Raw genomic sequence first — 12,957 nt, forward strand, 5'->3', positions numbered from 1 at the left:
TCCGCGGGCGGTCTTGCCGGCCGTCCCCATCGGGAAAGGTTAACGGCCAATCTGCCTTGGCTGGTGCCGCCTCTTTGGTGTCCTGATGGCGAATCCGGCCGATTCCGGCATGTTCCCCACGGCCCGAAATCCATCGTATATTGCGCCCGATTGGAGCCCGGCCCCGACCCACATGACCGCTGAAACGCCGCCGAATTCGCCGCCGCGATCGTTCTCGCTTTCGATCGGCCAACTGACATTCGGCAGTTTCATGCTGGTGCTGGCGGTGATCATCATCACCTCGACGGCCAGCGTCATCGCCATCCGCCACATCGATGCGACCTTTGCCGAGCTGCAGCGGCTGCAGAGCGTCGGCGATCTGGCCGAGGACATCGACCGCCGCATGAACGAATTGCGGCTGGCGGCGCGGGATTTCGTCACCGATCGCGGCAACCAATCGCTCCAGGTTGGCGAAGCCGCCAACGCGCTCGGCGAGATACTGAAGAAGACGCGGCTGGAGCTAGCGCCAGAGCAGCAGGACATGATCGACGGCGTCACCGAGCGCCTGGCAACCTACCGCACCGGCATCGAACGAATTTCCGCGCTGATCAACCGCCGTGCCGAGATGATTGTCGCGTTGCCGCCCTTGCGCGAGAAATTCGATACGGCGATCGCCGAGGCATCCGATCCCCATCTTGCGACGGCCCTGGCTCAGACCCAGAGCCGCATCGCTTCGGCGTTGCTGGCGCATAACCCTTCGGCGGCCGAACAGGCTGCGGAAACGATGCGCTCGATGACGATTACGGACCCAAAGCTGCGCGCGCTCGTCGACGACTATGCGTTGGCGATCGTCAACATATCGATCCGGGAACGGCAGATATCCGACATAGACAGGGAGGTGCTCGGTGCGGAGGGCCGCCTGATCCAGCGCGTCACCGAATTGTTGCGCGACGTCAGCGAGCGGCGGGGGCGCGTCCTCTCACGCGATTTTGCGCGGACCCTGACGGAAGCGAAGTGGCAGAGCATCGTCCTCGGCACGGCCGGTGTCCTGATCGGGCTGTTCGCCTCGTTGCTGGTGGTTCGGCGCACCGTGCGTCCGCTTGCCGCGATCGCAGCCTCGATCCGCGCGGTGGCCGGCGGCGAGAAGAGCGCCTCGATCCCGGCGACCGACGTGGACAACGAGATCGGCGACATCGCCCGTGCCGCCGAAGTATTCCGGCAGACGCTGGTCGATGCCGACACCGCACGCGAGGCGGCGGTGCGTGCGCTCGCCGAACAGCGGCTTGCGGAGGAAAGTTACCGCAAGCTGTTCGAGTCCTCGGTCGACGGAATCTACGTCACGACGCCCGGCGGCGCGCTGCTCAATGCTAACCCGGCGCTGGCGCGGATGATGGGCTATGCCACGCCGCAGGATCTGATCAATGGCATCGGCGACATCGCAGATACCGTTTACGTTCAACCCGAAGCGCGGGCGGAGTACGCGCGGCTGATGCAGCGCGACGGCATGATCCGCGAATATGAGTACCAGGTTCGCACCTGCACTGGGGCGGTGCTCTGGCTCTCCGACAGCGCCAGCGCGGTGCGCAACGAAGCGGGGGAGATCGTCCGCTACGAGGGAACGGTGCGCGACATCACCGACCAGAAGCGCGCCGAGGATGCGATCGCCGAAGGCCGCCGCCTGCTGCAGATGGTGATCGACACCGTACCTGCGGTCATTAACGTCAAGGACAAGCAGCTCCGTTACGTTCTGATGAACCGCTACATGGCCGGCATTTTCGGGGTCGAGCCCGGGGATGCGATTGGCCGCACCACGGCCGAACTGATGTCACGTTACGGCGCGGAAAAGACAGACGAGCCCGACAAGCGGGTGCTGGCGGCCGGCAAGGAACTCGGGTTTTACGAGGAAGAATACAAGGACGCGTCCGGCCATATGCGGCAATGGCTGGTCAACAAGCTGCCGATCCTGGATGCGGTCGGCGAGATCGAGAACATCGTGACCGTCGCGCTCGACATCGGCGAGCGCAAGCGCGTCGAATCCGAGATGCGCAAGGCCAAGGATGCGGCGGAGGGAGCGCTACGGAACCTGCGTGAGACGCAGAATTCGCTGATCGAGGCGGAAAAACTCGCCGCGCTGGGGCGGCTGGTGGCCGGCGTCGCCCACGAGGTCAATAATCCCGTCGGCATCAGCCTGACGGTGGCATCCGCGCTGGAGCGCAAGACGTCGAACTTTGCAGCCGAGGTCGCCCGCGGCGAGCTGCGCCGCTCCAGTCTCAACGATTTTCTCGACACCAGCCGCACGGCGTCGTCGCAACTGGTGGCCAATCTCAATCGCGCTGCCGAGCTGATCCAATCGTTCAAGCAGGTCGCCGCCGACCGCAACTATTCGGATCAGCGCACCTTCGATCTCGGCGATCTCACCGAGCAGGTGGTGATGTCCTTGCGGCCGGGCCTGCGCAAGCACAATCTGACGCTCAATGTGGAGTGCCAGCCCAACCTGATGATGAACAGCTATCCCGGGCCGTACGGACAGGTGCTCACCAACCTGTTCCTCAATTCGGTGGCGCATGCCTTCCCGGACGGCAAGCCCGGCACGGTCGATATCCAGGTGCGGGAGTCCGGCAAGGACAATGTCGAGATCATCTTTTCAGATAACGGCATCGGCATGAGCCTCGATGTCCGCCGCCGCGCCTTCGATCCGTTCTTCACCACGCGCCGCGATCAGGGCGGCACCGGGCTCGGCCTGCACATCGTCTACAGCATCGTGACGACCCGCCTCGGTGGCCGGCTCGACCTCGATTCCGAGCCAGGCGGTGGCACGCGCATCCAGATGATCCTGCCGCGCGTTGCACCGCTGGAGCTGGCAGCGGAGTAGGCGTACGCCGGGAGCCGCTAGTTGATGTCCGCCAGCTTGTGCAATGTGGCGCCGAAGATCTGGCTCGCCTTGCCGACGAGCGCGGTTCCATTCATGCTGCCGCGGGTGTCGGTGAAGGTTCCGGATACGCCGATGCCGACAGGGCTGGGGCCGCCGAACAGTGGATTGTCATTATCGCGCGGGGTGGTGTGACGCTGCACCAGGACCTCGCCCTTGAAGGTGTCGCCCTTCACGGTGTAGCTGCCGGTATAAAACAGATAGGCGTCGCCGCCGAGAATCTGGCCGTCCCGGAACAGGATAACGCCGCTGCCCTTGCCGATGCGCCCATCCAGCAAGGTGACGTGGATCGAATACAATCCGTTCTTCATGGCGTCCCAGGTGCCGGCCGCAGCGCCCACCGAAGCCGGTCAAGGAGTTATGCCAAAGCGCGACCGGCACCGTCAACGCGTCAGGTTGCCCGCCTGTTCCCAATCTTAAACGTACCACCCCCGACGTGACGCGGGGTTGACTTGCGGGCCACCGAATCGAGTTGGCCCGCGAAATGCATAGTTCGCCCTGGCACCGGCCGGCGGGTGCTGGAGCAAGAGAACAGGTGACCAACTGGATGAATACAGGCGGCCACGTGCCGCACCCACACGCACAGAAGAGTAGCAATCGTGAAGCCACGCGCCGCCATCGTGCGGACCGCTGGAAAGGGCCGCTGATCATCGGCCCCGTATTGCTGATGTTGCCGCTGGCCGCAGTTCCCGGCGAGGCCCGCGACCCCGACGGGCGTTATGCCAACTCACCGCTGAAGCAGTGGTTCGACAGTCTAAGGAGCGGAAAGGGACCGTGCTGTTCCGACGCGGACGGCAGCGCCGTCAGCGACGTGGATTGGGAATCGAAAGGCGGGCGCTACCGCGTTCGCATTGACGGCGAGTGGTACGAGGTGCCTGAAGACGCCGTCATCACCGAGCCGAACCGGGCAGGGCGAACCATGGTCTGGCCGATCCGCGGCTATCAGGGATTGAGCATTCGCTGCTTCATGCCGGGATCGATGACGTAACGCACGAGCCCTGGCCGACCCACGACCGTCCTGTCATCGGGCTCGCCGAAGGCGAGAGCCGGCGGCAGGCGATGACAATTTCAGAAAGATATCCTCAGTGGCGCGTCATGCGTACTTCTTGTCGCGCTCGAGCAGTTCGATCGAGATGCCCTGCGGCCCGCGGATGAAGCAGATGCGAACGCCAGGCCGTATGGTGGTCGGTTCCTTCGTAAACTCGACGCCCTTGGCCTTGATCTCTGCGGCGACCGCGTCGATGTCTTTCACCGTCAGTCCGAAATGATCGAGCCCCTGATAGGGCGTCGCTGGCGGCGCATTGACCCCGTCGCCGGCGCTGACGGGTGCGATGAACACATTGGCGCCGCCGAGTTTGACGTCGATCCGTCCCGGGGCACGAACGATCTCGCCGCCCAGAATGTCTTCCAGCCAGGCTGCAGTCGCTTCGGGATCGGGGCTGCGCAAATGCACATGGTCCCAGGTAACGGTCGGCATCTCGATCGGTCTCCCTATTATTGTTGTTGCGGCGCTGAAGGCCGGTCGCGGCGCGGCGGCCAATCGCCGCCGGCCATCCACAATCCCTGCAAGCCTTGCCACCCCTGCAAGCCTTGCACTGCCGCCGCAATATTGTCGAGGTGGTATGAAACCAATCCTGTCATGGATGATTGTTGAGGGGCGGCGGGATCCGTACAGCGGCGGTCGTGACAGAAGCCGTGCGGGAAAACGCCCGTATGGCTTTTTTCATGCGCGGCACGGCAATCGCCGACGCTGCGGGGTGAGGACGCGGCTATGAGAATCGCCGGCTGGTCGTTCGGAAAGTCCGAAGCGCGGCTTGCCGTGCTGCCGGCCATCGCCATCGCCGGATGCACCATATGGTTGATGCTACCGCAAGCGAGCGACGCCGAAAGCCGTTCAGCGGCGACGCCGTCTGAAGTCACCGGTGTCACGCAAAACAGATCCAGCACGAATGATACGGCCGCGACGCAGGCGACCCTGTCGAACCCGGCGCCGGCAGCAGCTTCTACCGATCCCAACCAGGCGGTTGGCGCCGCCGTGCCTCTCGACATCGCGCCGCCAGAAACGGTTGACCCTGCCAAGTCGCCGCTCGACGGCCTGAAAATCGTCGCGCAGTCATGGCGAAGGGGCGGGCTCGGCTCGAAAGCGCTGGTGACCTTCACGCTTCGCAATACCAATGACTACGCGGTGAAGGACATCGAGATCGCCTGCAGCTTCATCCGCCGGGATGGCAGCCATCTGACCGACCGCCGGCGGATCATTCGCGATACCGTGAAGATGAAGAGCCGGAAGCGATACGCCGGCATGCTGGTCGGGTTCGTCAACGTCAACGCAAGCAAGGCGAAATGTTCACTGGTGGCGGCCAGCCGCATTTAACCCTGTGCGGCCGAGCTGGCGTTCCGTCTCCGGAAAATGTGACTGGCGCCTTTGAACCTTGCCGGATGGGTAGGAACTAATCGCTATATCGCCCGTTGGGCGACTGAACCGCGCGCTACTCGCGCGGGGGGAGCGAGTCCGATGCCTGTTGTGCGTTATTTCCTGTTTGTCGGCGGAGTGCTGCTCGTGCTGTTGTTGGCGATCGATGCGTTCGCCCCCCAGCAGGCGGTCGTGGCCAGCCAGGCCGTTTCGTCGGTCGACAAAACCGTCGTGCGCATTCGTTCCGACCAGAAACTGCCGGAACGGGTGGTCTTTGACACCAGCCTTCCGACCATTGTTCCGCCGCCGGCCATGACCGCCCAGGCCGCTGCGCCGTCCGCGCCTGCCGTGGCCCCTGCCTCGGCCGACGCTCAGGCCCGTGCGCGGGAGACATTTGCCCAGTTCGTGCCGGCCGAGGCGAAGAAACCGGAGCCGCCGATCCAGCGCAAGCGCAAGGTGGTAAAAAGCCGTCCAGCGCCGCAGCCGTCGCAAATGCGGGTCGCGCAGCAGTCGCACTTCGGCTTCTTCGGTGGTCCGAATTGGAACAGCACTTGGTAAGCCGCGCCGCCTGATTTAGCGCGGTAGCTTCGGAAGCTTATCCGCAAAACCATTATAGCAGGTCAGCCGTTCGTCTTCCTCCTTGACGAAACGACAATCATTGACGCCCTTTGCCGTCGGCGCCTTCGGTTTGGGCTGTGGCGCATAAATGGCGTCGTAGCAATTCAGGCGTTCTTTGGTCGCATCGTCGATGTCCTGGCAGGCCTGCAGCTTCTGGGCGACAGATAAGGGCTTTTCTTTTTTGCCCGCCGTCGGATTCTTCGAACCGACTACAACCAGCGGCTTGCCGCCGACCGTCGGAGGGTTGGCTTGGGCGGCCGGGGTGTTCGTTCCCTGGGCCAGCGCCGCCGCCGGATACAGGATCGCCAGCGTCAGGATGATCTTTTTCATATCGAAATGTCCGAATAGCCGTAAGCTGAACAAGCGCCTCTGGGGGAGACTGCAACTCCCGACTCTCGGAATCGAAAATCCCGCTGTGCGCCTGCGTTCTCTAGCATCATCCCCGAGCATCTGTCTAACCTGTTGATTCAATAGCCATTCAATTGAGACCTGCGCGATGGTCCGGAGGGTGTCAGGGAGCTCCGCTTAACGTCCCCCGGAGCGCCGCGGCTTACGGTGGGGGGATTGCCGGCGTCTCGATGCGGCTTGAGCCTGGCGCGGGGCGCGAGTTGCTGGCACGCCACGGCCGCAGAGTGGCCTTTCGTCATCGAGAGACGCGGCACCTTCAGCGTCACTGACTGCATCGGTCATACGCCGCCGGGGTTGCCGGCGAAGAATTTCGGCCTGCCGGAGTCGGCGTTCGCAACGTTCCCGAAGGAGGAAGTGTATTTCGCGCGCGGCAAATACCGCCTGTTGGCGCAGTCGCCGCATGCGACTTATCGAGGTGGCCGCGAGTGGCGCGTCGATTCCCGCCGCTTCCCGATTGCGGAGAGCACGAAATTTCCGGATCGCGACGTGTTCATCGCCGGCAAGGATGGCTCTCGTTAGGAGACGGCCGCCTGCCGCACACCAGATGTCACCGATCTCGCGGTGCATCCTGTCCGTGCGGCGTTGCGCCGATCTAGCGCAGGCGATAGGCGTCAAATGCGTGGGCCAGGAATATGCCGATGCTGACGAAGATGAGGAATGCCGCCACGACTTCGGTCATAGCCGTCCTCCCTGGATTGCCATGCCGGAAAGGGCACGCTTGAGGAATTCGCGATAGATGAGGTTGAGGACCGCTACCAACATGATCTAACCCCGTTGTTCGATTGGCCAGACCCTACCGGCGCTTTGTTTCCGGAGCGCTTCGCGGCGGAATAGAATGGTTTCGTCGCGCCTGCTCTCGATCACAGAATCGCGACGGAACCGGAACGATCCAAAACAAGCTCTATCAGCGATCGGCCCGCCCTTTTCTCGCCATCCTAATTCGGGAGACGTGCGGGGCGGTGCTACGGGGCAATGTTCCCAAAGGTCCTACGTGATCATCCGACATTTGCAGCAAAACGAGACGTTTAGGTCACGCCGCGCGTTCCTGCGCGGAATTGTGTCTTCGGCCAGCGCGCTTGCGCTCGGCGGATGCGCCAGTCTGGGCGCGACGGGCGCGCGCTACGATGCTTCGTCGCTCTCGGTGGAGCCGACATTGCTCGTCGCGACCACGCGCAAGCCGGCGAGCGGCGGCCGGGCGAAACCGTGGTTTGGTCCGGAGCGCGCTTCGAAGATGACCGTGGCACGGGCGAAACTGGTGCCGCCCGACGAGAATCGTTTCTCCCTCGCCGCAGCCGGACTTGGCGATTGGCGTCTCGATACGGTCGAGCCGGTATCGGGAGAGGTCGGTGATCTTCTCGGGCAAGCCAGCGGCGGCCCGGACGTGCTGATCTACGTGCACGGTTTCAAGCAGACGTTCGAGACGGCGGCGCTCGACGCTGCGCACCTCGCCGACGGCATCAGATTCCGCGGTCAGACGATGATCTTCTCCTGGCCATCCAAGGCGGGACTGTTCGATTACGACTATGACCGCGACAGTGCGATGTACTCCCGCGATGCCTTCGAGCGCGTGCTGCATTCCCTCGCCACCGCCCCGAGCGTCGGCCGCGTTCACATCGTCGCGCACAGCATGGGAACCATGCTGACCCTCGAAGGGCTGCGTCAGCTCTATGCGCGATATGGCGACAGCATTGCCGGCAAGATCGGGGCCGTGGTATTCGCCTCACCGGACATCGATATGGATGTGTTCTCTTCGGCGACCCAGAATATCGGACCACTCACCCGCAAGATTACCGTCGTCGCCTCGACGAATGATCGCGCGCTTGCGTTGTCGGGACGATTGGCCGGTGGGATGACGCGGGTCGGCGCCGCAGAGAAGGCCACTATCGAGCAACTCGGCGTGCGCGTCATCGATGCGTCCGATTCAGGCTGGGGTATCATCAACCACGATCTGTTCCTATCCAACGCCGAGGTACGGAAGGTGATCCGCCGCTCGATCGATACCTCGGCCGCGTGAGCTCGCCTTCGGCGCGACGGGATCGCACGGCAATGATGGTGCCCGTCCATCGCCGGCAAGCGGCCACCACAACGTCACGGTGTCGTCACCCATAATCTCGCCAAATTGACGGAACAATTATTCGTGGCCGGCACGGTGGTGCCCGGTCTCGCCTCGAACTGCTCAACGCTTGAATTGCTCGACGTCCGCAACGCCGACCGGTTTTCGGCGCGCGATGCTTTGCGACTCGATCAGGGAGATATGGGCGACAGCGGGCGTTTGTCGGCGATCCAGATTGTTCAGTTGTTACAGAGGAATAAAAATCATGCGTCAAGCAACATCCAAAGCCGGGACGGGTTCGAGCGCGAACCGTCAACAGGTGCTATCACTCGCGGCGGGCATCGCCTTGCTCGCGGGCGTCACCACGGCTCATGCGCAGAGCACGGGCATCGCCTCCTGCGACGACTTCCTGACCAAATACGACGCCTGCGTCGTCTCCAAGGTCCCCGAGGCACAGCGCGCGATGTACAAGACGCAGATCGACCAGACACGCAAGGCCTGGGTCGACATGGCCAAGAATCCGTCGACCAAGGCGACCATGGAAGCGACCTGCAAGCAAACCCTGGACGCGACGAAGGCCTCGCTCACGGCCTATGGCTGCTCCTTCTGATCGGCGCGTGCGTCGCTGAAGGGAGTGGCGTCGAATGGGCGCCACTCCTTGAAGGCGGGCGGGCCGAATCGGGAGGCGCGGCCGATGATGACGGCGTGGCGCGCTTTGCGGAACTTCGATCGAACCGACATGTGCTGCGCTCGCGCATGCTCATCTGGATTAACCTCTTGTTAACCATAACGCCCCAGCATTGCCGCTTCACAGCGAGTCGCCAAGGACCGTAGTCCGAAGGCGCGATTGACCGTTCATCTTGGGGGCGAGCAGTGCTCGCGGGGCTCCAAGGAGTAACGTCATGTCATCATCTGGCGTACGCCTGCTGTCCGAATTCGTCCCGGCGATTTTCGGAGCACTTGGTTTGGGTATCCCGATTGCGGTTGCGATTATCTGGATTTGTTCCTGATCGGCGTGCCCTTGTCTTCCACGGTGCCCGTCTGAAGCGGGCGCGGCGAAGCATGGGACGAAGCTAATCGTGCGTGCGGGGATCGTGATGATTTCAATAGGTCGGGATGCATCTCAACACGTGATGCGAGCGTCGAAGCAATCTCCTGAAATTCTTAAGCTTTTGCCAGCATCCCGTGCGAGAAACCGGGGTAGGTCTTCAGCGTGCCGTTCGGCAGCAGCTTGATCGCCTTCAAGGCCGAAGCGGCGATCGGAACGACCTGGTCGTCCTCACCGTGCAGCACCAGCGTCGGCACGGTGATCGCCTTGAGGTCCTCGGTCTGATCAGTTTCCGAGAAGGCCTTGATGCCGTCGTAGTGCGCCTTGGCGCTGCCCATCATCCCCTGCCGCCACCAATTCTGGATCACGCCCTCATGGACCGTCGCGCCCTCGCGATTGAAGCCGTAGAACGGCCCGACGGGACGTCACGGAAGAACTGTGCACGGTTGCTGGCCAGCACCGTCCGAAAGCCGTCGAAGACCTCCATCGGTGTGCCCTCGGGGTTGTCGTCGGTCTTCAGCATCAGCGGCGGAATGGCGGCGACGAGAACGGCCTTGGCCACCCGGCCCGCCGGTTCGCCGTGTCGCGCCACGTACCGCGCGACTTCGCCGCCACCGGTGGAATGGCCGATATCAACCGCGTTCCGCAAATCCAGCGCCTTGGCGACGGCAAAGGCGTCGGCCGCGTAGTGGTCAATGTCGTGACCCTCGGCCACCTGCTCCGAGCGTCCGTGGCCGCGTCGGTCATGCGCGACGACGCGATAGCCCTTCGACAGGAAGAACAGCATCTGCGCGTCCCAGTCATCGGAACCGAGTGGCCAGCCATGGTGAAAAACAATTGGCCGAGCGTCCTTGGGACCCCAATCCTTGTAGAAAATCTGTACGTCGTCGTCGGTGGTGACAAAGCCCATAGTATGCTCTCCTTCTTGAACATCGTGGGTGCTTCAGCGGCCCTTTTTGGATATTTGCCTACTTCGGCGCCGTTGTTCCGATCAGCGGCTCCGGGATGGGCTGGGTGAACAGCCGGTCCCGGCCCGACATGACATCGCCCTGCACCTGCTCGGAAAGGCGTTCGGTGTCGCGCTGACGGATGTCTTCGATTGCCTCCTCGACATCGACCTCAGCGAAACCCAATGCACGAAGCCCTTCCGCCCCCATCCGGTAAGCGGATTCGACCGTCTCGCGGATCTGATAGTCGACACCCGCCCGGATCAGCTCCGCGGCATGTCCGCGATCGTAGCTTCGCACCAGCAGCCTCGCCTGCGGAAATTCGCGCTGCGCCAGTTCCACGATCTGCAGCGCGGCCTTCGGGTCGTCGATGCAGACCATGATCGCATCCGCTTCTGCCGCGCCCGAGTGGCGCAGGGTGTCGAGCCGGACGCCGTCGCCGAAAAAGACTTTGAACCCATATCGGCCTGCATCGCGGATCCGGTCGGGGTCCCGGTCGATGACGGCAAGGTCGACGCCCCTTGACAGCAGAAGTTGCGAGGCGATCTGGCCGAAGCGGCCGAAGCCGATGAGGAGGATCCGCCCCTTCAGATCGCGTGCGACATCGACGCCGTCCATTGACGTCTCGCCATGCAAGAGCCGGTCGGCCGCCAGCATGAACAGCGGTGTCATGGCCATCGAGAGGATCACGACGGTGACGAACAGCGCATTTTCCCGCGCATCGATCACGCCGCCCGACGTCGCCGCGGCATAGAGCACGAAGGCGAATTCGCCGCCCTGCAGGAACATGGACGCCCGGCGCACGGCCTGATGGTTGGAACCGCCGAATAGGCGCGCCACCACATAGACCATGGCACCCTTCGCCACCGTAAACGCAGCCAGCATGGACAGCAGAAGCCGCCATTCGGCCGCGACGACGGAAAGATCGAGCGACATGCCGACGGCGAGGAAGAACAGTCCCATGAGCAGGCCACGAAACGGTTCGATGTCGCTCTCGATCTGGTGGCGGTAACTCGAGCTCGACAGCATTACGCCGGCAAGGAATGCGCCCATGGCCATCGACAGGCCGGCCGCGTCCATCAGGAGCGCCGCGCCGAGGACCACCAGCAACGCGCCGGCCGTCAGCACCTCTCGCGTTCGTGCGCGCGCCAGCAGGGCGAAGAAGGGGTTCAGTGCCCAGCGCGACACCCCCAGCAGCGCCACCAGCGCAGCCGCTGCCAGCATGGCGTCGGTCCATCCGGCATGCCCGTGCGAGAGTGGCGACAGGAAGGCGACCACCGCCAGCAATGGCACGATCATCAAATCCTCGAACAGCAGGATCGCGACCGATTTCTGGCCTTCCGCGCTCGAAAGCTCACCTCGGTCCTGCAGCACCGACATGATGACGGCTGTCGAGGACAGAACGAAGCCGGCCCCGGCAATGAAGGCGACCGGAGCGGAAAAGCCGAAGATCGCCGCGCCTGCGAGCGCCAGGGCGACCGTCGCGCCGGCCACTTGAACAGAGCCAAGTCCGAAGATCTGGCCACGCATCGCCCATAGTTTTTGAGGGCGCAGTTCCAATCCGATCACGAACAGGAACATCACCACCCCGAGTTCGGAGAAATGAAGAATGGACTGGGCATCGGTGATCAGGCTCAGCACCGATGGCCCGACCAGCAGACCGGAGGCGAAATAGCCCAGGACCGATCCAAGCCCGATCCGCCGGAACACCGGCACGGCGACAACCGCCGCCCCCATCAGGACGACCGCAGGTCCGATCACCTGCCCAAGGCTCGCTTCAGCCATCAACACGTCTTTCTGATCTCATGCGCGAGGCATGTCGGACTGGGCCGCAGGGTGGGGATGACGAGGCTCGATCAACCTTAGCTTTCGCGATGCATCGCTCGCCATCCCAGCTCAGTTCACTCTGCGGCGCGTGGAAGCGGCGTGTTGAGAAGCTGCTGCTCCCAAAGATACGCGATGCCGCTGCCGCCGAAGTGCTGGATGAGAATCTCGGTCAGCTCCTCGACATGCTCGGTGCGCGCCCAATCGCGTTGCCATTCGCCAGCGAGCGCCATCACGGTCATCACGTTCGCGCCAGCCGCGATCATTCGCTGGATGGCAACTTCGTGAGACTCCTTCGAAATCCCGCCCGACGCGTCGGTGATCACGGTCACGTCCCAGCCTCCGCCGGCGGCTTGGATCACAGGCATTGCGACGCAGACCTCGGTCCACAGGCCGGCGATGATCAGCTGCTTGCGGCCGGTCGCCTTGACGACGTTCACCACATTCTCGTCCTGCCAGGTGTTCACCCAGGTGCGATCGATGACTTCCTGGTCCGGAAATACGTCGGTGATCTGCTTAAAGAGAAGTCCACCGCGCGCCGCGATCACGCTGGTGAGAATGGTCGGAACATTGAAGGCTTTTGCTAGCTTCGCTAGCGCGGTCGTGTTGTTGACCACAGCTTGCGGATCGTGGCTGTTCAAGTTCGCGAGCTGATAGGGCTGGTGATCAATCAGAACGAGGACCGAGTCTTCGGGGCGAAGAAGCGAATCAAGGCCGTTGCGAAAAGCCATTACGACT

At 63.1% G+C, this 12,957-nt stretch carries 12 protein-coding genes and 1 pseudogene; 7 read left to right on the plus strand and 6 right to left on the minus strand.

Annotated features, from left to right (window positions below; translation table 11 throughout):
* Positions 1-172 precede the first annotated feature (172 nt).
* The gene (locus LMTR13_RS17180; protein ID WP_065728886.1) at positions 173-2,851 is read left to right on the plus strand and encodes a PAS domain S-box protein; all 2,679 of its coding nucleotides are present in this window, start codon (positions 173-175) and stop codon (positions 2,849-2,851) included.
* A gap of 17 nt (positions 2,852-2,868) precedes the next feature.
* Here the strand turns inward: LMTR13_RS17180 and LMTR13_RS17185 are convergent, their stop codons facing one another.
* Entirely contained in the window at positions 2,869-3,219 is a 351-nt protein-coding gene (locus tag LMTR13_RS17185) for a GrlR family regulatory protein (RefSeq protein WP_065732751.1), read from the minus strand.
* 224 nt (positions 3,220-3,443) lie between these two features.
* Here LMTR13_RS17185 and LMTR13_RS17190 point away from each other — a divergent pair, with 224 nt between their 5' ends.
* The gene (locus LMTR13_RS17190; protein WP_083219470.1) at positions 3,444-3,896 is read left to right on the plus strand and encodes a hypothetical protein; all 453 of its coding nucleotides are present in this window, start codon (positions 3,444-3,446) and stop codon (positions 3,894-3,896) included.
* 105 nt (positions 3,897-4,001) lie between these two features.
* Here the strand turns inward: LMTR13_RS17190 and LMTR13_RS17195 are convergent, their stop codons facing one another.
* Positions 4,002-4,385, minus strand: a complete 384-nt coding sequence (locus LMTR13_RS17195) for a VOC family protein (RefSeq protein ID WP_065728887.1) — start codon at positions 4,383-4,385, stop codon at positions 4,002-4,004.
* 294 nt (positions 4,386-4,679) lie between these two features.
* On the opposite strand from LMTR13_RS17195, the gene LMTR13_RS42565 reads away from it, so the two are divergent.
* Together LMTR13_RS42565 and LMTR13_RS17205 are read left to right on the plus strand one after the other, a co-directional pair.
* Entirely contained in the window at positions 4,680-5,282 is a 603-nt protein-coding gene (locus tag LMTR13_RS42565) for a hypothetical protein (protein WP_236843413.1), read from the plus strand.
* 141 nt (positions 5,283-5,423) lie between these two features.
* On the plus strand, positions 5,424-5,879 hold the full coding sequence (locus LMTR13_RS17205) for a hypothetical protein (protein ID WP_065728888.1): 456 nt from the start codon (positions 5,424-5,426) through the stop codon (positions 5,877-5,879).
* Between the two features lie 15 nt (positions 5,880-5,894).
* Here LMTR13_RS17205 and LMTR13_RS17210 read toward each other — a convergent pair whose 3' ends face one another.
* Positions 5,895-6,269, minus strand: a complete 375-nt coding sequence (locus LMTR13_RS17210) for a hypothetical protein (RefSeq protein ID WP_065728889.1) — start codon at positions 6,267-6,269, stop codon at positions 5,895-5,897.
* 255 nt (positions 6,270-6,524) lie between these two features.
* On the opposite strand from LMTR13_RS17210, the gene LMTR13_RS17215 reads away from it, so the two are divergent.
* The 3 genes from LMTR13_RS17215 (at position 6,525) to LMTR13_RS17225 (ending at position 9,010) form a co-directional block, all read left to right on the plus strand.
* Entirely contained in the window at positions 6,525-6,866 is a 342-nt protein-coding gene (locus tag LMTR13_RS17215) for a hypothetical protein (protein WP_065728890.1), read from the plus strand.
* Positions 6,867-7,344: 478 nt separating this feature from the next.
* The gene (locus LMTR13_RS17220; RefSeq protein WP_236843474.1) at positions 7,345-8,361 is read left to right on the plus strand and encodes an alpha/beta hydrolase; all 1,017 of its coding nucleotides are present in this window, start codon (positions 7,345-7,347) and stop codon (positions 8,359-8,361) included.
* A 304-nt stretch (positions 8,362-8,665) separates the two neighbouring features.
* Positions 8,666-9,010: a hypothetical protein gene (locus tag LMTR13_RS17225; protein WP_065728891.1), complete on the plus strand. Its 345-nt coding sequence runs from the start codon at positions 8,666-8,668 to the stop codon at positions 9,008-9,010.
* A gap of 554 nt (positions 9,011-9,564) precedes the next feature.
* Here the strand turns inward: LMTR13_RS17225 and LMTR13_RS17230 are convergent.
* The 3 genes and pseudogenes from LMTR13_RS17230 to LMTR13_RS17240 all read right to left on the minus strand — a co-directional run bounded on the left by LMTR13_RS17230 (position 9,565) and on the right by LMTR13_RS17240 (position 12,950).
* Positions 9,565-10,358: pseudogene (locus LMTR13_RS17230) on the minus strand (alpha/beta fold hydrolase).
* A gap of 58 nt (positions 10,359-10,416) precedes the next feature.
* Entirely contained in the window at positions 10,417-12,180 is a 1,764-nt protein-coding gene (locus tag LMTR13_RS17235; RefSeq protein WP_197521120.1) for a monovalent cation:proton antiporter-2 (CPA2) family protein, read from the minus strand.
* A 116-nt stretch (positions 12,181-12,296) separates the two neighbouring features.
* Positions 12,297-12,950 (minus strand): hydrolase, encoded by a 654-nt coding sequence (locus tag LMTR13_RS17240; RefSeq protein ID WP_065728892.1) that lies wholly within the window; start codon positions 12,948-12,950, stop codon positions 12,297-12,299.
* Positions 12,951-12,957: the final 7 nt, after the last annotated feature.

This window comes from Bradyrhizobium icense (genome assembly GCF_001693385.1).
In the GTDB taxonomy this organism is placed as follows: Bacteria; Pseudomonadota; Alphaproteobacteria; order Rhizobiales; family Xanthobacteraceae; genus Bradyrhizobium; species Bradyrhizobium icense.